At 64.4% G+C, this 19,111-nt stretch carries 23 protein-coding genes; 17 read left to right on the forward strand and 6 right to left on the reverse strand.

All coding sequences use genetic code 11. The annotated features are described in order from the left end of the window. On the forward strand, positions 1–348 hold the full coding sequence (locus tag CCK88_RS02250; protein WP_140048856.1) for a DUF1491 family protein: 348 nt from the start codon (positions 1–3) through the stop codon (positions 346–348). On the opposite strand, the gene CCK88_RS02255 is transcribed toward CCK88_RS02250, so the two are convergent. After that, positions 345–1,511, reverse strand: coding sequence for a DUF2336 domain-containing protein (locus tag CCK88_RS02255; protein ID WP_170926324.1), 1,167 nt, complete (start codon positions 1,509–1,511; stop codon positions 345–347). The two genes, CCK88_RS02250 and CCK88_RS02255, sit on opposite strands and share 4 nt — an antisense overlap. Before the next feature lie 348 nt (positions 1,512–1,859). Between CCK88_RS02255 and CCK88_RS02260 the strand changes: the two genes are divergently transcribed. Both CCK88_RS02260 and chrA read left to right on the forward strand, forming a co-directional pair. After that, entirely contained in the window at positions 1,860–2,663 is an 804-nt protein-coding gene (locus CCK88_RS02260; protein WP_140048857.1) for a hypothetical protein, read from the forward strand. Between the two features lie 18 nt (positions 2,664–2,681). After that, positions 2,682–3,866 carry a chromate efflux transporter gene (gene chrA, locus CCK88_RS02265; RefSeq protein ID WP_086468919.1) on the forward strand — a complete coding sequence of 395 codons (1,185 nt, stop codon included), beginning with the start codon at positions 2,682–2,684 and terminating at the stop codon, positions 3,864–3,866. Between the two features lie 126 nt (positions 3,867–3,992). On the opposite strand, the gene CCK88_RS02270 is transcribed toward chrA, so the two are convergent. The 3 genes from CCK88_RS02270 to CCK88_RS02280 are packed head-to-tail and all read right to left on the reverse strand — an operon-like array spanning position 3,993 to position 5,679. Further along, a complete protein-coding gene (locus CCK88_RS02270) occupies positions 3,993–4,562 on the reverse strand; it encodes an NUDIX hydrolase (RefSeq protein ID WP_086468920.1) in 570 nt (189 codons plus the stop codon). Further along, positions 4,562–5,107 carry a DUF1254 domain-containing protein gene (locus CCK88_RS02275; RefSeq protein ID WP_140048858.1) on the reverse strand — a complete coding sequence of 182 codons (546 nt, stop codon included), beginning with the start codon at positions 5,105–5,107 and terminating at the stop codon, positions 4,562–4,564. The genes CCK88_RS02270 and CCK88_RS02275 overlap by 1 nt, the downstream gene beginning before the upstream one ends. After that, the gene (locus CCK88_RS02280) at positions 5,104–5,679 is read right to left on the reverse strand and encodes a DUF1214 domain-containing protein (RefSeq protein ID WP_086468922.1); all 576 of its coding nucleotides are present in this window, start codon (positions 5,677–5,679) and stop codon (positions 5,104–5,106) included. The genes CCK88_RS02275 and CCK88_RS02280 overlap by 4 nt, the downstream gene beginning before the upstream one ends. 190 nt (positions 5,680–5,869) lie before the next feature. On the opposite strand from CCK88_RS02280, the gene CCK88_RS02285 reads away from it, so the two are divergent. After that, a complete protein-coding gene (locus CCK88_RS02285; protein WP_140048859.1) occupies positions 5,870–6,442 on the forward strand; it encodes a hypothetical protein in 573 nt (190 codons plus the stop codon). Here the strand turns inward: CCK88_RS02285 and CCK88_RS02290 are convergent. Next, the gene (locus CCK88_RS02290) at positions 6,409–8,568 is read right to left on the reverse strand and encodes a transglycosylase domain-containing protein (protein ID WP_086468924.1); all 2,160 of its coding nucleotides are present in this window, start codon (positions 8,566–8,568) and stop codon (positions 6,409–6,411) included. The genes CCK88_RS02285 and CCK88_RS02290 overlap by 34 nt on opposite strands. 133 nt (positions 8,569–8,701) lie before the next feature. Here CCK88_RS02290 and CCK88_RS02295 point away from each other — a divergent pair, with 133 nt between their 5' ends. The 4 genes from CCK88_RS02295 (at position 8,702) to CCK88_RS02310 (ending at position 12,510) form a co-directional block, all read left to right on the forward strand. Beyond that, the gene (locus CCK88_RS02295; protein ID WP_086468925.1) at positions 8,702–9,157 is read left to right on the forward strand and encodes a YcgN family cysteine cluster protein; all 456 of its coding nucleotides are present in this window, start codon (positions 8,702–8,704) and stop codon (positions 9,155–9,157) included. A gap of 77 nt (positions 9,158–9,234) precedes the next feature. Next, on the forward strand, positions 9,235–9,870 hold the full coding sequence (locus tag CCK88_RS02300) for a diguanylate cyclase domain-containing protein (protein ID WP_170926325.1): 636 nt from the start codon (positions 9,235–9,237) through the stop codon (positions 9,868–9,870). Positions 9,871–9,957: 87 nt separating this feature from the next. Further along, on the forward strand, positions 9,958–11,220 hold the full coding sequence (locus CCK88_RS02305; RefSeq protein ID WP_086468927.1) for an Hsp70 family protein: 1,263 nt from the start codon (positions 9,958–9,960) through the stop codon (positions 11,218–11,220). A gap of 57 nt (positions 11,221–11,277) precedes the next feature. After that, positions 11,278–12,510 carry a DUF2254 domain-containing protein gene (locus CCK88_RS02310; RefSeq protein ID WP_086468928.1) on the forward strand — a complete coding sequence of 411 codons (1,233 nt, stop codon included), beginning with the start codon at positions 11,278–11,280 and terminating at the stop codon, positions 12,508–12,510. A 71-nt stretch (positions 12,511–12,581) separates the two neighbouring features. On the opposite strand, the gene CCK88_RS02315 is transcribed toward CCK88_RS02310, so the two are convergent. Continuing rightward, on the reverse strand, positions 12,582–12,827 hold the full coding sequence (locus CCK88_RS02315; RefSeq protein ID WP_086468929.1) for a KTSC domain-containing protein: 246 nt from the start codon (positions 12,825–12,827) through the stop codon (positions 12,582–12,584). A gap of 98 nt (positions 12,828–12,925) precedes the next feature. On the opposite strand from CCK88_RS02315, the gene CCK88_RS02320 reads away from it, so the two are divergent. The 9 genes from CCK88_RS02320 (at position 12,926) to CCK88_RS02360 (ending at position 19,106) form a co-directional block, all read left to right on the forward strand. Continuing rightward, positions 12,926–13,333 (forward strand): hypothetical protein, encoded by a 408-nt coding sequence (locus CCK88_RS02320; protein WP_086468930.1) that lies wholly within the window; start codon positions 12,926–12,928, stop codon positions 13,331–13,333. After that, positions 13,314–14,171 (forward strand): terminase large subunit domain-containing protein, encoded by an 858-nt coding sequence (locus CCK88_RS02325; RefSeq protein WP_244557415.1) that lies wholly within the window; start codon positions 13,314–13,316, stop codon positions 14,169–14,171. Before CCK88_RS02320 ends, CCK88_RS02325 begins: the two co-directional genes overlap by 20 nt. Continuing rightward, positions 14,168–14,356: a hypothetical protein gene (locus CCK88_RS02330; protein WP_086468931.1), complete on the forward strand. Its 189-nt coding sequence runs from the start codon at positions 14,168–14,170 to the stop codon at positions 14,354–14,356. The genes CCK88_RS02325 and CCK88_RS02330 overlap by 4 nt, the downstream gene beginning before the upstream one ends. A gap of 191 nt (positions 14,357–14,547) precedes the next feature. After that, positions 14,548–14,733 carry a hypothetical protein gene (locus tag CCK88_RS02335; protein ID WP_086468932.1) on the forward strand — a complete coding sequence of 62 codons (186 nt, stop codon included), beginning with the start codon at positions 14,548–14,550 and terminating at the stop codon, positions 14,731–14,733. Positions 14,734–14,866: 133 nt separating this feature from the next. Next, on the forward strand, positions 14,867–15,166 hold the full coding sequence (locus CCK88_RS02340; protein WP_086468933.1) for a hypothetical protein: 300 nt from the start codon (positions 14,867–14,869) through the stop codon (positions 15,164–15,166). 24 nt (positions 15,167–15,190) lie between these two features. Further along, complete coding sequence (locus tag CCK88_RS02345; RefSeq protein ID WP_086468934.1) at positions 15,191–15,850, forward strand: response regulator transcription factor; 660 nt, start codon at positions 15,191–15,193, stop codon at positions 15,848–15,850. A 39-nt stretch (positions 15,851–15,889) separates the two neighbouring features. After that, complete coding sequence (locus tag CCK88_RS02350) at positions 15,890–17,269, forward strand: sensor histidine kinase (RefSeq protein ID WP_086468935.1); 1,380 nt, start codon at positions 15,890–15,892, stop codon at positions 17,267–17,269. Positions 17,270–17,331: 62 nt separating this feature from the next. Then, the gene (locus tag CCK88_RS02355; RefSeq protein ID WP_086468936.1) at positions 17,332–17,805 is read left to right on the forward strand and encodes an RT0821/Lpp0805 family surface protein; all 474 of its coding nucleotides are present in this window, start codon (positions 17,332–17,334) and stop codon (positions 17,803–17,805) included. 83 nt (positions 17,806–17,888) lie between these two features. Then, complete coding sequence (locus tag CCK88_RS02360) at positions 17,889–19,106, forward strand: hypothetical protein (protein ID WP_086468937.1); 1,218 nt, start codon at positions 17,889–17,891, stop codon at positions 19,104–19,106. Positions 19,107–19,111: the final 5 nt, after the last annotated feature.

Consider the following 19,111-nt stretch of genomic DNA (forward strand, 5'->3'; position numbering starts at 1 on the left):
GTGGCGAGCCTTCGCAGCGACCTGTGGTGCATGGCCTTTGTCCGGCGTCATAATGACCGGGGCGACATGTGCGTGGTCGTGCGGCGCGGCGATCCCATTGCGGGACAGGTCTTCATCGAGGTCGATCACCTCGATGGGACGCGTTCGCTCTACACTCCGGCGCCGGTGGTCTCGAGGGGAGACGAGGTCGGACCGGTATTCCAGCTGCGTTTTTCGAGAGTCGATCCCGCCAGGGTACGCGAACGCATCGCCCAGGAAATCGACTTTGATCCCGATCTCTGGGTGCTAAGCGTCGATCGCCGCGGCGACGATCTCGACATCGATCTGGTGCGTGAGCCGAGAGCCTAGCCGGCCCGACGAACGCCGATCTTGGCCAGCGCCTCGATTGCCTGCTCGACCACCGGGTTGTGGGCCGGGCTCATCGCCGGCGTCCGCTTGCTCGTCTGGGTAAAGGGCTGGTGCTGCGGCTTGGACAGCTCGAGCAGGTTCACCTCGCCGCGCCACGCGCTCATCAGGTAAGCCATTGATTCAGAAGAGACAGCACCGAACAGGGTGGCAAAGTCGGCCAGTGTGCGCGAGCGTTCGCTGTCGTGGCTGGTGGCGTGGATCAGGACCTTGAGGCCGTCATAGGCGGTCGAGCCGAAGGCGCGCAGGATGACGAACAGCGATGCCCCGGTGACATCATGGGCGATCTGGCCGCAACGCACTTCGTCGAGGCCGGTGATCTGCGCCAGGAGCCGCGTGACCTCGGGCCGGCGGTTCTCCGAGAACAGTTTCATCAGCGCCTTGGTCAACTCGCCGCTCGCCACCGAGAGCTGCTCGATGGTGCGCGAGATCGGAGCGGTCGGTGTCGTGCGGTTGGCGAAGGCCTGGATGACCTTGACCCGGTGCGCGTCCGACAGGTCGAAGAAGGCCGGAGCCAGGAGGGCCGCGTCGAAATCGTCACGCCGGCCAAGGGCTTCGGCGACCAGATGGTCCATCTGGGCCGACCGGGCGAGGGCGCTGAGATAGGCGCCGCGCGGGGTGATGTGGATATTTGCGGCAAGGGCGCGATAGACCTTGCGCGAATTCATCTGGAAGAGCTTGGCGAGGACGACGTTGGAGAGATCAGGGCGGCTGGCGAGCGTGGCGCAGGCCGGGACGTCATAGCGCGCGATGATGTCGAGCATGGTCTGGTCGGAAAGATCCGCCGCGCCTTCGAGGAACGGGATCAGATCTTCGCCAATGTTTTCAACGACTAAGCGCTCAAGCGCTGGCGACAGCAGCTCGGCGCGACCGAGGATTGCGGCGCCCTTGGCGCGAGCCTGCGGACCAGCGGTGGGGAACAGCCTTGCGGCCAGGACCTCGAATTGTTCCATTTCGGGAACGGTCGGCTTGCCGCGGCGGGCATAAGCGTCGCAGGCCGCGATCAGAAGGGTGTTGGTGCGATCAACACCACCCGTCTCGATCAGAAGCTGAAAGGTCTCGTAAGGCTGAAATCCAAGCATTTTCTGGCGGAACCATCGACTCATTTGCATCGAATTTGATGCGAGTTTCACTCTTGCCGGCAATTCGTTAGCAGACTGTTAACCTTGACGATCTCTTAATGGGTGAAAGCGCGAGGGGCGTCGCGCAGATGACATCATAGAACCCGCTGCCTCCACTAGGGACGGAGGAGCGGCGCTTGAAGGAGGCCGGCTTGGGAAAGCTGCTGAAGTTCGATGGGCGGAAGAAATCTGCCAACGCCGGTACGATCGTATCCGGTGGCGCCCAGATCCTGATCTTTACCGGAGTGCGTTACGAGCGCGGTTCACCGCCGCCGCCCACCACTCACAATGATACAAGGCGTAAGCGCAAGCGTGGATAAATACCTAAGGTCGATGGCAGGGGCCGTCGCGCTTGTGACGATGGCGGCTTTGCTCGCCGGTTGCGTCGCGCGGCCGGTGGGCGATTTCGGCCGCGCCCAACCGGGCGTGCTGCACGACCAGGTCATGCCCTATGCCGGCGACCTGATCGCGACGAGCCGCAAGGAACCGGTTTCCAACCTCAACCAGACCGACCAGGAGCGCGAGATGCACGATCGCACCTGGCGCTTCCTCGTCGCCCCGCACAGCCGCGACTGGATGTTCGATTCCTCGGTGGAACTGCAGCGCACCCGCATCGGACGGGCGCGCGACCATCAGTTCACCACCGAGCGCTATTACAACTGGCTGCGGACCACGACTTACCAGTCCTCGACGACCCGCTACAGCACGGTAGGGCGGCACATCCTTGCCGATGTCGATACGGTCCCCAAGACCTTCCAGTCGATTTGCGCCGTTCTCGAAGTCGATCGGCAGCGACGGGTCGCGCTGGCGGAACTTGGCAGCATCGAGCAGAGCGTTGCCGACAATGTCGCGGCGCGGCGCACCGAGAACCAGTGGCATATCGACTGGTTCGTCCGGGCGCTCAATTATCGATACGACAGCTATGCCTATGCGCTGGATCATCTGCTGGTGGAAACGCCGCACGAGCAGTCGATGGCGGTGGACGAAAACCTCAGACGGCTCAAGGCCTGGGTCGACCGTGCCAATCGCGGTGATTTCTGTTCGGGTGGGGCAGGGGGCGGCGCCGGTGGCGGTGTCACCATACCGTCACGCTTCCAGACCATGGTCTACGATCGAGAAGTCGTGCCGCAAAAGTAGCGGCGAAGTGGGGGCCGCGTGGCAGAACCAAACGGCACCGCGCGCGGAACGCCTGGCGAGGTCTTTCTCGCCTTCCTGAAACTGGGTCTCACGAGCTTCGGCGGACCCATCGCCCATCTCGGATATTTCCGCGACGAGCTGGTGACGCGTCGCCGCTGGCTCGACGAAGCCGCCTATGCCGATCTCGTCGCGCTTTGCCAGTTTCTGCCCGGTCCTGCCTCCAGCCAGGTCGGATTTGCCCTTGGCATGATGCGGGCGGGCTGGCTCGGGGCGTTGGCGGCATGGACCGCCTTCACCCTGCCATCCGCCTTGCTGCTGATCGTCTTCGCCCTTGGAGCGGCGTCGCTCGATGGCCCTGTGGCCGCAGGCGTATTGCACGGGCTCAAACTGGTCGCCGTGGCAATCGTGGCGCAGGCGGTGCTCGGCATGGCCAAGAGCCTCACGCCGGATCGCGAACGCGCAGCGATTGCTGCGGTCGCGGTTCTGATCCTGGTGCTGCTGGGTGGGACGCTTGGACAGGTCGCGGCCATCGGGTGGGGCGGGCTCGTCGGGCTCCGGGCCTGCAGGAGCGCATTGGTGACCAGTGCCGTTCATCCCTTTTTCGGCTCCAGAACCATGGGCGCAATCCTGCTGGCCATGTTCGCGCTGCTGCTGGTCGGAATGCCGTTCATCGCCGGTTGGGGGCAGGGTCTGGCCATCTTCGATGCGTTCTATCGCGCCGGGGCACTGGTGTTCGGCGGCGGCCATGTCGTCCTGCCGCTGCTGGAGACGGAAACCGTGGCACGCGGCTGGGTGACGCCGGATGCCTTCCTTGCCGGTTATGGCGCGGCGCAAGCCGTGCCCGGACCGCTCTTTACCTTCGCGGCCTATCTCGGCACCGTTGCTGGCGGACTTCCGGGCGCTGCCATCGCGCTGGTGGCGATCTTCCTGCCCGGGCTGTTGCTGGTGGCCGGCGCATTGCCCTTCTGGGACCAGTTCCGCCGCTGGCCCTGGGCGCAGGCGGCCATGCGCGGCGCCAATGCGGCCGTCGTCGGCGTCCTGGCTGCTGCCCTCTACGATCCGGTCTTTCTCAGTGCCGTCCTGACGCCACTGGATTTTGCGATGGCTCTGGCAGGGTTTGTCGCTCTGGTGGCGTGGAAATGTCCGCCGTGGATCGTGGTGCTGGCCCTGGGAGCAATGGGGGGCGTGATCGGGGCGATGTGAGGTGTCCCAGGCTCCGGCATCGGCGTCTGCGGTGGGCGAAAGGTGGATTGCCCGGACAAGCCGGGCAATGACGATGGGTGGAATGGAAAGCGATTGCCAGGCGGCCACATCCCGCCCTTGAGAGGTTCAGGCAGGCGAGGCGACGGTGCGAAGGCGCTCCACCACTTTGGGTGCGAACTCACCCAGCATGGAAGCGTCCTGCCACTGGGCGGCATGGACTTCTTCGAGTTGCGGAATCAGCGGCAGGGCCGGATCGGCGATGAAAAGATATTGCAGGTCGTGGTGCACATGCGGCGGTTCGTTCCGCGATGGCTTACCCGGCACATCATGGCTGTCGATGACGAAGGGCCGGTCCGACCCGGCATGCCACGGATGAAGGCGAAGACCGGTGACGCCGGTTTCCTCCTCGGCCTCACGCTGGGCGGACAGGTAGAAGTGGTCCGAGGGTTCGTAGTGGCCGCCGGGTTGCAGCCATCTCCCGATGGTCACATGGTCGATCAGCAGCGTCTGCCGATGGTCGGGCGACAGGATGACGGCGCTGGTGGTGAGATGGCCGGGATAAGTGGTCCGCTCATCGAGCCGATGGCCCTCGCCCATCTGCCAGCGCAGCAGCGACAGATGCTCGCGTGGGCCCGCGACTTGGGAAAGATACTGCTGCACCGTGGCGGAGAGCCTGGTTGGAAATGCTTCTGACATCAGGTGCGTGGTCCGCACGAGATTTCCGACAATTCCTGCTCGAAGCGCGGGCGCATGGCTTCGTGGGGCGGAGACAGGCGCACAAGGGCGAAGAGATCGTCGGTGGTCGACTCGACGACAAGCAGGCCCTCGGCAATGTCGATCTGCTGCTGCGCCAGGAGGCGGGTCTGCGCGGCGTTGAATATGCCAACTTCGACCGTCTGGCCGATGCCGTCGCGATTGGTCGTGGAATAGCTGACGACACCAGACTGATTGTAGAGGGCGACCGACCAGAAGGCGTCTGGGAGGACACCGCTGAGATAGGCGGGGCCTTCGCCCAGATCGATCTGGCACAAGCCATAGATGAGCTCCGGATCGAGCTGCAATGGATTGGGCTGGCCCGGTTCGATGCGCGGCAGGATGACGATGCGGTTGGCCGCCTCATAGGCCGAGACGCGCGTCCAGGTGGTTTCCTCGGCAAGCAGGGGTAAGGCGAGGATGGTGACGATATGGATGACGCCGCCCAGCAGCACGCCACCGATCAGCCAGAGCAGGGTGCGGATCATGAGCATGCCTCCCTGGCGATGGAGGGCATGGTCGTGTTAGCCGAGGCAAAGCTTGAAAGGGCGGTCGTGTCGTAGAGCGTGAGGGCGAGGCTGAACGGACCCGAGCCCGCCAGCTCCATCCAGGTGCCGGGGCGCAGCTGCGTACCGACATGGACGCGCATGGCGCCGTCTTCCGTACGGATCACTTCGCTGGAGCGCAGGGCCGCGTCCGTGCCGGGTGCGGCAAGATTGACCCAGTCGCCATCCACGGCGACGAGCGTCCAGAAGGTGGACACCGGAACGTGCCCATCGAGGCGATAGGAACAGCTGAGATCGAGCGGCGCACCATCACTGTCCGTGGTGGCCACGAAGCGCAGGCCCTCGCTGCGCCCAAGCTGGAACGCCGCCTCGCGCGCGATGTGGCCGTTGGTATAGGGATTGGGAGCGGGGGCCCCGATATCGGGCCAGGTCGTCCAAGGCCCAAGGGTCACGGCGCCGAAAAGCCGCCCGTCGGTGAGGGCGTAATAGCTCAGGCCGAACCCCACGCAGAGGGCCACGACGATGCTCATCAGCAGACGGAGGACGAAGCGCACGGGTCAGCGTCTCGACGTTTGCGACATGGATGGCTGGACCGGCGAATGGATCATTCCCAAGGCTATAGCAATGGCCGGGCGAGGGCGGAAGCAGAATGTCTCGCCCTATTCGTTATGGCGCGGCGGCCGCCATCTTGCACCTGACGCTCGGAGCGGTGACAAAGGGCAAGCACTGGAGAAGGAGCTCGCCATGTCCCCTCGAATCGGTCTGCCGCTCGTGATTGCCATCCTCGTTGCCGCGATGCCGCCGGCAGTGGCGGACCATCACGGCCTCGTCGCGCGCCTTGATCTGTCCGCCTGGGTCGGGGAATGGCAGGCCAGCGACGAGCAACGGATATTCATAACGCTGCCCGACAAGAAGGGCCTGCGGTTCGACGGTGCCGCCACCTATGGCGCGACCGATCCCGAGCGGGTGGAAATCGGCGCGGTCAATGTCGGCGATTTTTCGGTAAGGGTCCCGAGCCGCTGGATTGGCGCCGACAATACGATCGACATCGCCGTCAATGCCGACGGAGCCGCCGTGCCCAGGGACGAGGCGGACGACTATGACTGCACGCTCTCGCTGCAGCTGGACTGGGATGCCCAGTTCATTGTCGTCACCGACAACGGCATGTGCGGCGGCCTCAACGTGACTTTTACCGGCCGCTACGAAAAGCGGCCGAGCGGAGAGACGAGCCTCGAAGGCAATGCGGGACTGACCTCGTTCGCCGCCGAAAGGGTTGCTGCGGGTCAGAGGCCGGTGGGTGCGCTGACCGACGCCTGAGCCGTATCCCGCGGTGTCGCAGTCGCGGCGATGGTCGCATCGAACCGATCGGCCAGATCGAGCAGCTTGCGGGCTGCCGCCGGCTTGAGACTGGGCGGGCGCGCTTCCTGCTCCTCGACATCCTCGACATCGGTCTCGGCCACGATGGTCTGCGGGGGCTGGAAGTCGATGCCGAAGACCGGTCGCACATCGATATTGGTGTGCGCATAGGCCATGAACTTCTGCCAGGCGATGGTGGGCAGCGTGCCGCCGGTGAGATTGTTGGTGGTGCTGTAGTCGTCGTTGCCGAACCAGACGGCTGCCACGTAATTGCCGGTGAAGCCGGCAAACCAGGCGTCGCGATAGGAGGTGGTGGTGCCGGTCTTGCCCAAGGTGGGCACGCCCTCGATGCGGGCGCGAGTGCCGGTTCCGCTCTGGGTGACGGCGTACATCATCTGGTTCATGTAGGCGACCGTCTGCTCGGACAGGATGCGCTCCTGCGGGGCATCGGGATCCTTTTCCCAGACCAGCTGATCGTTGAGCGTCGTCATGCGGGTGAGGCCGAAGGCGGGCGTCTTGTATCCGTCATTGGCGAAGACGGCGTAGGAGCTGGTCATGTCGATGACCGAAACCGAGGCCACGCCGAGAGCGAGCGAACGGGTGACCGGATACTCGGCGCGCAGGCCCATGCGATGGCTGAGGGCGGCGATGGGATCTCGCCCGGTCTTGATCGAGAGCGTCACCGGCACGGTATTGAGCGACTGGGCGAAGGCGCTCTGCAGGCTGACCGTGCCCTTGTAGCTGCGGCCGTAGTTCTGCGGGCACCAGTCGCCGATGCAGACCGGCCTGTCGGTGATGGCATCGGCGGGCGTGAGGCCGAGCTGCTCGAACGCCTCGGCATAGACGAAGACCTTGTAGGCCGAACCGGGCTGCCGATTGGAGACGATGGAGCGGTTGAACTGGCTCTTGGCATAGTCGGTGCCGCCGACCATGGCGCGGATGGCGCCATGGGTATCGGTGACCACCATGGCCCCTTGCTGCACGCGGTACTGTTCGCCCTGCTCGCGGATGACCGAGATGATGGCATCTTCGGCATAGGCCTGAAGCGTGGTGTCGATGGTGGTGCGGACGACGAAATTGTTGCCCGGCGCGCGCGTCTCCTCGATGAGGCGCTTGGCCTCCTCGAAGGCATAGTCGAGGAAATAGTTGGGCGAATTGGCGTCGGCGGTGCGGCTGATCGGGGTGGCCGGGTGGCGGCGGGCGGCGGTGACCTGACCCTCGGTCAGGAAGCCCGAGGCGACTAGATTGGTGAGGACCACATTGGCGCGGCCGCGCGCGGCGGCAAGGTCGACATGCGGCGCCCAGCGGCCGGGCGCCTTGTAGAGGCCCGAGAGCATGGCCGCTTCGGCGAGGTTGATATCCTGCACGCGCTTGCCGAAGTAATATTCGGCCGCAGCGGTGACCCCGAAATTGCCGCCGCCCATATAGGCGCGGTCGAGGTAGAGCTTGAGGATTTCGTCCTTGGTATAGTGCCACTCGAGCCAGACCGACAGGAAGGCCTCGACGATCTTGCGCTCGATGGTGCGCTCGGATGACAGAAACAGCTGCTTGGCGAGCTGCTGGGTGATCGAGGAGCCGCCATGCAGGCTCGACTCGCCGGTCGCATTGGTGACGAGCGCGCGCAGTGTGCCCACGACGTCGACGCCGAAATGTTCGTAGAAGCGCCGGTCCTCGGTGGCGAGGGTGGCCTTGATCAGGTAGTCCGGCATCTGGTCGAGCGCGACGCTGTCATCCGAGCGGATGCCGCGCCGGCCGATCTCGGTGCCGAAACGATCGAGGAAGACGACGGAATAGTCCTCGGCCTTGTTGAAGCTGCCGCGATCGATGATGTCGAAGGCGGGCAGGGCCAGCGCCGCCATCAGCACGCAACCGATGGCGCCGAAGGTGAAGGCGTCGGACAGAATTTCGACGAAAAACCGCTTTATGCCCGTGACGTGAAAGCGGGACATGAAATCCTGGTAGCGCGTGTAGCCGCGGCCAAGGGCCTGCCAGAACTCGTAGAGCGAGGAATCGAGCCAGGCATCGGCCGCGAGCATGCTGCCCTTGCGCCGCGGCTTCTTTTCCTTGGTGTAGAATGGATCCTGCACGGTTAACCCCGACGCCCCGCTATGGGCAGAGTTGTTCAGGCTCTGGAACAAGGCAATACAATCGCTGGAATATGATTGCATTGGCCCGCCCGCAAGCGCAAACCGGCAACAGCATGAACGGCAAACGGTAAACATGGCCTTCTGGGAAGAAAAAACGCTCGATCAAATGTCGCCTGCCGAATGGGAAGCGCTGTGCGACGGCTGCGGCCGCTGCTGCCTGATTAAGCTCGAGGACGAGGATACCGGGACGCTGATCACCTCGGATGTGCGCTGCAAGCTGCTCGACGGCCAGACGTGCGGCTGTACCGACTATCCCAACCGCCAGGCGATCGTGCCCGACTGCATCAAGCTGACGCCGGAAAATGTGACCGAGATTGCCTGGATCCCCAACACCTGCGCCTATCGCCGCCTGGCCGAGGGCAAGGGCCTGGCCTGGTGGCACCCGCTGGTCTCGGGCGACCCGCAAACCGTTGTGGATGTTGGCGTTTCAGTGCAGGGCCGGACGTTCCTCGAAACCGAGATCGACCCGGAGGACTGGGAAGAACACGCCGTCGACTGGCCCGAATACGAGCCGCCCGAGACGCTCTGAGCGGCGATTGATTACCACCTGTTAACCATGCCTGTGGCTTCATGCCGGCGATCCGGACTTGGCCCAGGACAGGCTTGATGAATAAAGTGACCATGAGCGGCAATGACGGTTTGTGGGCGCGAATCCGCGCGGCCCTGGGTCGTCCGGACGCGCATGTGCCCGCCTATGGCCAGGCCGCCATCGCCCAGAATCCCAACAAGAAACCGCGCCATGCCCAGCGCATCGACGACGAGCTGCGCCGCGGCTGGACCTATTGCGCCGAGCGCAATGTCTCGCTCTGCGTGATGACGCTCGAATTCGACCTCTACGCCGCATACTTCGCCGCCTATGGGCGGGAGAGCGTAGAGCAGGCGCTCGGGGCGCTCGAAGGTACGGTAACACCGCTTTTGCCGCGCGACAGCTATCGCTGCCTGCGCCACGGCCGGGCCGGGTTCGTGCTGGTCATGCCCGACATGCCGGCGCTGATGGCCCGCGAACTGGCCAGCCGCATCGCTGCCGCCATCCGGCAGCTCGGTCTCGTCAATCGCGAAAGCCATGCCGGGCAGGTGACCATGAGCACCGGCATCGCCGTGACCAATCCGCAGGGCAAGTTCGAGCGGGTCGTGCTCGAACAGGCCAACGACGCGGTTAAAAAGGCGCAGCGCCGCGGCATTGCACGGCTCGAAGTGGTCGATCTGCGCGGTCGTGACGAGAAGCGTCGCAAAGCCGCCTAGCTGGCGGTTGCCATAGGCGACCCAACCCCCTAAGAGAGCCGTCCCCGCGCTTTCGGCGCCCTATCTCGACATGGTGGACGGCTTCCCATGACACAGTTCTGTGGTCTCGACTTCGGCACGTCCAATTCCACCCTCGGCCGGATCGGTCCCGATGGGGCGCCGCATCTGCTGGCGCTGGAGGCCGGCCAGCCCACCATGCCCAGCGTGCTGTTCTTCGGCTTCGAGGACGACCGCATCCATTTCGGCCGGGCGGCCGTCGCGGAATATGTGAGCGGCGCCGACGGTCGACTGATGCGCTCGCTCAAGAGCGTGCTGGGCACCGCACTCTATGCCGACACCACGCGCGTCAAGGGACGACGGCTGGGCTTCGGAGAAATCATCGGCACTTATGTGGGCGAACTCAAGCGCCGGGCGGAGGCGCAGCTGGGCGACGACCTGACCCAGGTGGTCATGGGACGGCCGGTGCACTTCGTCGACGACGACGCCGCGGCCGATCGCGAGGCGCAGGCGCAGCTCGAGGCTGCGGTTCGGGCGCAGGGATTTCGCGATATCGCCTTTCAATACGAGCCCATCGCCGCTGCGCTGGACTACGAGCGGCAGGCGGGTGGCGAAAAACTGGCGCTGATCGTCGACCTTGGCGGCGGCACGTCCGACTTCTCCCTGGTGCGCGTTTCGCCCGAGAGGGCCGGGCGCGCCGATCGCGGGGACGATATCCTGGCCACCACGGGCGTCCATATCGGCGGTACGGACTTCGACCGCTTGCTGGCCATGAGCCGGGTGATGCCCGAACTGGGCCTCGGATCACGGACCCTCGACGGCAAGCGGCACCTGCCGGTGGCACCCTATTTCGATCTTTCGACCTGGCACCGCATCAACCGGCTCTACGATGCCAAGGCCCTGCGCGATCTGCGCTCGACGGTGCGCGAGGCGAAAGATGCAGACAGGGTCGAAACCTTCGCGATGCTGGTCGAGGAGCGGCTCGGGCACCGCCTGATCGGCGCCGTCGAAGACGCCAAGATCGCGCTTTCGGACAGCGACGCTGTCGACTTTGCCTTCGCGGTTCGCGATCGCACCATCAGCACGATCATCACCGCCGATCAGCTCGCCGAAGCACTGGCCGCGTCCATCGCACGGCTCGAAGCGACCATTATCGAGACGCTCACCCTCGCCGGGATCGGCGCGGATGCCGTCGACAGCCTGATCCTGACCGGAGGCTCGACGCTGGTGCCGGCGGTGGCAGGGCGGCTTCAGTCCCTGTTTCCGGAGGCCGAAGTTGTCCGCACCGATGTGCTGGGCAGCGTTGGCCTGGGGCTGGCGCTGGAGGCAAACCGGGTTTTCGGATCGCGGTAGGCCTGCATCCAACCGCCATCGCGGCACGTTAGGCTCGCAAGCGTCGTGAGGGCATTGATGAGTTATCTTCGTTTCAAACTGCGTCAACTGATGCAGCGCATGTGGTTTTTGCCGGCCGCATTTTCTGCCGTGGCCGTGCTGACGGTGATCATCGCCTATGTGTTGGCGCGCTTCGCTCCAGAAGAGCTGCCCTTCGTCATGCCGACCAACGCCGTGCAGTCCATCCTGCAGATTCTTGCATCGAGCCTGCTGACTGTGGCGGTCTTTGCCCTGTCGACGGTGGTTGGCGCCTTTTCCGCTGCGTCGAATTCCACGACACCGCGGGCCGTGCCGCTGATTGCAGGTGACCTGCGCGCCCAGACATCGATTTCGGTGTTCATCGGTGCCTTCCTGTTCTCGATCGTCGGCATTATCGGTCTTTCGGCCGGGCTCTACAGCGAGGCCGGTCGTCTCTTCCTGTTCATCGTCACGCTCGGGGTTCTGATTCTCGTCGTCGCGGCGCTGATCCGCTGGATCGGCCAGATTTCGGCGATCGGCCGTGTGTCGCACACGATCGGCGTCGTGGAAGGCGCCACCCGGGACGCGCTCAAGGTGATGCGGGAGCATCCGCTGCTCGACTGCAGGCGCCTCGATGGCGAACCGGAGGGCGAGCCCATCGCCCCGGAGCGCCCCGGCTACGTCCAGCACTGCGACGCCGGCGCGCTGCAGGACCTTGCCAAAGAGCATGACCTGATCGTGACGGTACTGTCGCGGCCCGGCGCCTATGCCACGCCGGTGCGGCCGCTGATGATGGTCAAGGGTGTCCTCGACGACGAATTGCGGGACGCTCTCAAGGACTGCTTCGTGCTGGGCGATCAGCGTGCTTATGACAGCGACCCGCGCTATGGCTTCATCGTGCTGGGAGAAATCGCGGACAAGGCCATGTCGGCCAGCATCAATGATCCGGGCACGGCGATCGTCGTGATCGACACCGTAACGCGCCTGCTGCTGGACTGGGACGACGAGCATCGAGAGGGCGAGCACGATCGGATCCTGGTCGCGCCGCTGGTTCCGCGTGACGTGCTCGACGATTTCTACCGGCCGCTGGCGCGGGACGGGGCCCACGTGATCGAAGTGGTGTCCCGCATGCTCAAGAGCCTCGAAACAGTGGCCGCATGCAAGCCCATACTGGCCGACGCTGCGCGCGAAACGGCCGGCAACGTGGTTTCCCGCGCCATGAAAGCGATGGACGACGAACGCGACGTGGCCGATCTGCAGACGCTGAGCGCGTGGGCCACCAAACGGTCGTGACACTTTTTTCGCAGGACTTATCCCCGCGTCACGGTGCTGCGCTATAGTTCAGGCATAGTCGAGAAATGGGGTCACGAAGCCGAGCGGATATCCTGCCAGCGCTGCTGGCGCATCCGCGATGGATCGACGAGCCGGCAGGAATACTGACCCTTGATGGCCTCGTTGAAGAAGCGGCCCATCGACTCGGAATTGACGAGCGCGACGTAGATGGGCTGCGGCACGCCGAAATATTTGTAGTGCCGAAAATCCGGACCGAACCAGAGCGAGAGCTCCTTGAGCTCGGGCTTGTAGTGATGATGGCGGATCGCTGCAGACATCGGCTTACTCCCGGTGGGCTTCCGTAGGGACGAATCCGCGTCGATTCCTCGAGGTTCCGTAGCGAGCGCCTCGCTGGATTCACAGTTGAGTCAACGACATGGCAGCTGGGACTAAGCAAACGCCGGACTGGGCGACAATCCGGGCCGAGTATGAAGGCCGTCTCTACACACCTGACGTGATCTGCCAGAGGCATGGCATCACCGCGGCACGACTGCGCTACCGCCGGGAACGGGAAGACTGGCTCAACATCAAGGCGCATCCGCCGACCAGAAATGCCCTGGTGGCGCGGATGCTGCGGGTGCTCGACGAGCAGATCAAGGAACTGGAAAGGGCCGAGGACATGGCGATAGACAAGCGGGCCAAGATGCTGGCGGACCAGGTGAAAACGCTGGACAAGCTGATCGAGCTTGGCGCGGCGGAGCGGAATGTCGAGCCGCCGAGCAAACGCGACATGACCGATCTGCGCGCCAAGCTGGTCAAGCGCCTTGATCAGTCCCAACGCTGAAAAGGTCGCCGCCCTCGACCCCAAACAGGTGGAGCGCATGTATTTCTGCTGGCCTCGCTGGGCCCGGCGGGAGCAGCGCCAGCCCGCTGGCGACTGGACCACATGGCTGCTGATGGGTGGCCGCGGTTCGGGCAAGACGCGGGCCGGAGCCGAATGGGTGCGGCGGCTGGCGCGACAGGGGGTGTCCCCCCTGGCGCTGGTCGGCGAGACCATGACCGAGGCGGTCGACATCATGGTGCGCGGGGAAAGCGGCATCCTCGCCGTTCATACCGATCGCGAGCGGCCGACACTGATGGGCAGGAACCGGCTGATCTGGCCCAATGGTGTGGAGGCGTTGATCCTGCCCGCTTCCGACCCGGAGCGGTTTCGCGGGCCGCAATTCGCGGCTGCCTGGTGTGACGAGGTCGGCAAGTGGCCGCATGCGGAAGAGGCATGGGACATGCTGCAATTTGGCCTGCGGCTCGGCGATCGCCCCCGCCAGCTGGCGACGACGACGCCGCGCCCGACCAGGCTGATCCGGCGGCTCGTAGCCGATGCGCGAACCAGGGTGGTGCGGATGACCACGCAGGACAATTATCGATACCTGGCCCCGACCTTTCTGGATGCGGTGGTGGCCCGTTACCAAGGCACGGTGCTGGGACGGCAGGAACTGAACGGCGAACTGATCGAGGACAGGCCCGACGCCCTCTGGCAGCGGTCGATGTTTCGCGCGCCGGAGGGGCCGATCGACGGGCGTGTTATCGTCGCGGTCGATCCACCGGTGACGGGATCGGCGCGATCGGACGCGGAGAAGCGGGAGCTTGTGGGGGTGGGCGTGGATACGGGAGTGAGAGCATGAACGACCTGACGAAAACCATTATCGAGCGTGGCGACCTGGCGCATCTGGCACTGTTTCTTTGGGCATCGGGCGCGAGCGCGCTGCTGGTGTGGACGCTCCGAGAGATGGCCAAGGTGAATCAACACTTCAACGACTTCGTGCGCGAGATCGCCGCGTTGAATCGTCTTTTCCGCAAAGAGGACTAAGTCTATGGCTGAAAAGCAAAATCGGGAAACGGCTCATCAACGTCATCTGCGACCGGCGGCTCGGCTTTCTAAAGGCTCTATCGACCTTTCCCGTCTTCGGTCGCGGCTGGACAAGCCGGGTTTCGACGGTCCGGGCTGCCTCGCTTTCGGCGGCGCCGGCCATGACATCAACCTCACGAGGAGAAACGACAATGGACCTTCTTGCCGGATACAAGACCTATATCGTCGCGGCATTCATGCTGCTGGCCGGCGTCGCGCAGATGCTCGGCGTCGACTTTCCGGCGCTGGATGGCGGCGCGGCGGGCAACCTCATGCTCGAAGCCCTGGCCATTCTCTTCCTGCGCAGGGGACTGAAGAGTGACATCGGGAAAGCGTGATCCCACTTTCTCGCACCCTGTGTTAAACGAACCTGCGGCCGATGCCTTCCCCACGGCGCCGGCCGCTGGTGACGTTTGTGATGGCCTGCCTCATTCATGTCCCATTCAGTTTGCAGACGCTATTGATCGGGTCATGAAAACCAACGCCCCCAAACCCACCGCTGCCATCGCCCTGGCCCTGGCCCTCGCACTGTCCCTCGTCGGCACCGGTGCAAGCCAGGCGCAGGCCTGCCTCGACAAGCGCCAGATCCAGGAGGCCGTGTCATCCGGCGAGATCATGTCGCTCGATGCCGTGCTGGCATCCGCCGGCGTCGATCCGAATGCTGAAATTCTCAACGTGCAGGTGTGTGACGAAGGCGGAGCGCTGGTATATGTTATCGGCGTGCTGAGCCCGGACGGACAGGCCCAAAACCTGACGCTGAGCGCTCAATAGCTTCGGACCTTGGCGGGGGCGCCCATGCGTGTTCTGGTTGTTGAAGACGACTCCAATCTCAATCGGCAGCTCAAGGAAGCGCTGACCGAGGCCGGCTATGCGGTCGACGTGGCATTCGACGGCGAGGAAGGTCACTTCCTCGGCGATACCGAGCCCTATGACACGATCATCCTCGATATCGGACTTCCGCAGATGGACGGGTTGTCGGTGCTTGAAGAATGGCGCCGGGCAGGGCGGACGACGCCGGTGCTGCTGCTGACCGCGCGCGATCGCTGGAGCGACAAGGTGCAGGGCATCGATGCCGGTGCCGACGACTACGTCGCCAAGCCCTTTCACATGGAAGAAGTGCTGGCGCGCGTACGGGCGCTGGTGCGTCGCGCAGCCGGGCACGCGAGCAACGAGATCGTCTGCGGCGCGGTGCGTCTCGATGCCAGATCGGGCAAGGTCACCGTCGATGGCCAGTCGGTCAAGCTGACCAGCCACGAGCTCCGCCTCCTGAGCTACCTGATGCACCACAAGGGCAAGGTGATCTCGCGCACCGAACTCACCGAGCATCTTTACGATCAGGACTTCGACCGCGACAGCAACACCATCGAAGTGTTCGTCGGCCGGCTGCGCAAGAAGCTTCCCGATGACTGTATCCAGACCGTTCGCGGACTCGGTTACCAGATCGTCGGCGATTGATGCCGGCGCCGTTTCCGACCGACACCGACGGGCGCTGACATGCTGCGTAAGGGCTCGATCGCTGCATCGCTGTTCTGGCTTTCGGCTGCGTGGCTGGTGCTGGCCCTCGTCACCACCGGCATCCTGCTGACAGACCTTTATTCACGTACTCTGGACCAGACGCTCACCGAGACGCTGGACTTTCACGTGGAGAGCCTGACCGGCGCGCTCCTTGAAATGCGGGACCCTCAATCACCCGAGGTGGCGCTGGCCGACCCGCGGTTCGAGCGGCCACGTTCGGGATGGTACTGGATCATCAGGGGAGATGATGGACGCCTCGTCAATCTCTCGACCTCGGTCGTGGGCATCGATCTGCCCGGCGTCGGCACGGCCGCCGACGCCCTTGGCCGCAGTTCCGAAATCATCAACGATCCCTTCGGTACGCAGTTGCGTATGGTCGAGCGGAGCGTGACCCTTGACGGCACGACCTACCGGATCACGGTCGCGGGCAATCTTACGGAAATCCTCGAACTGGTCTCGAGCTTTCGCGGCCAGACCTTCATTGTCCTGGGCGCCGTCGGCGTAATGCTGGCTGCCATGAGCGCCTTTGTCGCGCGGATTGCCCTGCGCCCCATCGCCCGCTTGAGCCGCGCCGTTGAAGCGGTGCGCGAGGGAGACAGCGCCGAGGTGTCCGGGACGTACCCGACCGAGATTGCCCCCCTCGCAGAGGAGGTGAACGAGCTCCTGCGCTCCAACACGCAGATCATCGAACGCGCGCGAAACCAGGTCGGCAATCTGGCCCACGGGCTCAAGACGCCGATTGCGGTGCTGCGCAATGAAGCTGCGGCAAAAAAGGGCGCTTTGGCCGATGTGGTGACATCGGAAACCGAGAAAATGAGCAACATGGTCTCGACCTATCTCGAGCGCGCCCGCCTTGCAGCGCGCACCTCGGTGGTCGGGAAGAAATCCGACGCGACCATGGTGATGCTGCGCCTGACGCGGGTGATGCGGAAGATCCACCCAGACGTGACTATCGCCTTCCAGCGCCCGGATGCTTCGCTACCCTGGTTCCGGGGCGACGAGGCCGATCTGGAGGAAATCGCGGGAAACCTGCTCGACAATGCCTGCAAGTGGTCGAAGGGTCAGGTGGGCGTGCGCCTGTCGTCGGAACGGGGGGACAAGGGCGCGCAGTTGCTGGTGCGCATCGACGACAATGGACCGGGTCTGAGCGAGGCCGACGCGCAAAAAGTGTTGCGCCGCGGCGTCAGGTTGGACGAGAAGACGCCGGGCACCGGCTTGGGACTGGATATTGTCAAGGAACTGGTCGATGTCTATGGCGGCAGCCTGGAACTGAAGCGTTCCCAGCTGGGCGGGCTGTTGGTGGAACTCAGACTTCCCACCGCACGGCTGGGCGGGCTGGTTCGTCCCGAAGGCGCCTGACGCACTTTCGCCGTAATACGACCACAAGAACCGATCGACTGTATGCAGAGGCCAATACACCCATGAATCGCTCTTCGCTCATCGCCGTTCCGCTTTTCGCTCTGCTTCTGGCAGGTTGCTCGAGCACCGGCACGACGCAGGTGGCCCAGGCTCCCGTGGTGGTGCAGCCGGTGATCGCCCAGCCCATGGTACCCACTTCGGCGCAGAATGTGCAGACGGCCAAGCTGACCACCAGCATTTCGAACGGTTTCGTGGATCCGGCCGCACTCGCAGCCATGACAGCCAAGGACTCCAACGAAGCCAATAGTGCCCAGTTCTACGCGTTGCAGTTCGGCCGTCCCGGCGCTCCGCGCCAGTGGGCCGGCGACAAGGGTACCACCGGCTCGGTCGCCGTCGGTCCCTATGTGCGGGTAAACAACCTCGACTGTCGCGACTTCACCCACACCGTCAAGGTCGGCGGCACGGACTACGTGAAGAAGGGTACCGCTTGCCGCGAGCAGAACGGCAACTGGAACGTCGTTCAGGGCGCCGCCTGACGATCACGGATAGCAGCGGAAAAGGATTGTTTACCAAGCCGCTATAGGGTCGATGGTCATGTCGACCCTGGCTTGAAGTATTTATGAACCAGCCCGCACCCAGCACCGAAGCTGCCGCGCCCAACACGGCGCGGCCTGCTGCCCGCGGCGCTGTGGCCTCCCGCAAGCCGTTTTGCGGCCTGATCGACCCCGTTCTGGTCAATGAGCCGGTGCTGTTCGCCCAGCCCGGATCGGTCAGCATCGCGGCGGCCAATGCCGCCTGGACCTGGGTGATCCGCGACCTCTGCCCCAACCTCATCTCTGCCGAAGGCGTCGCCAGCGGCAACGTCACCGCCGCCGACATCGAACCGCTGATGCCCGAAGTGCTCGCGACGATGAAGGCGGCCGTCGATCGCGTCGACAATGACGGCGAGGCCCTGCGACGGCTGCGAGCCCAGTTCGGCCGGGATCATGCTCGCGAGGAAATCCGCACGACCATAGCCGCCCTGCGTGCCCGGGCGCTGTTGCCGAAGGCGCAGGGCTTCGGCAGGGCCATCAATGGCATGACCGACGATGCCGCTCTGGGCGCGGCGTTGCAATCCATGCCGCTGCAGGATCCCCAGCTGGCGGCGCTGCTGTTCCACTCGGCCATGGGCCAGGTAATCAATCCGTCGCGGGTCATGTCCACCATCGTCAAGCTCAGCGGCAACGCGACCGAGGCAGCGCTGGTGCGCAATGGCTATGGGCCGTTGATCGACGCCGTGCTCGGTCAGGCACAGGGCCAGCTGCATGCGCTGCAGCTGTCCGGTCCCTTTGCCGATACCGATCTCGTTTGCCGCAGCCTCGACCGCTTCCACCGTCTGGTGCGGTCGCTGACCGGTTATGTGGAATTCTCCCGCGGCAGCCGCACCACGCAGGTTATCGCGACCATCACCAAGGTGGTGTCCGATCGCGTCGAGCCGCGCCTCAAGGAAGTGGTCACCGATCTCAATCAGGCCATGCGCCGCCCGCGCGAGGGTGCTGATCGTATCGACAATGACCGGATGCTGGGCGCCATCAACGGCGTCTACCTGCTGTCGGCCGTGCGTGACTGCAAGGATTCCCTGGCGCTGAACGCCGTGTTCGACCAGGCCTGGAGCCAGACCGCGCAAGCGCTGGAGCTCCATATCCAGCGCAATCTCGACCTGCTGCGCCAGAACCCCGCCGACCAGATGACCGGTGCCCGGCTGGACGCCGCTATCAAGATGGCGGAGATCCGGTTCAATCCCGAATATGCCGATACGCTGAAGCGCGCCCGCGCCACGGCCGAACGGCGCGCCTGATCCCG

It is taken from the genome of Devosia lucknowensis, from assembly GCF_900177655.1.
Lineage (GTDB): Bacteria > Pseudomonadota > Alphaproteobacteria > Rhizobiales > Devosiaceae > Devosia > Devosia lucknowensis.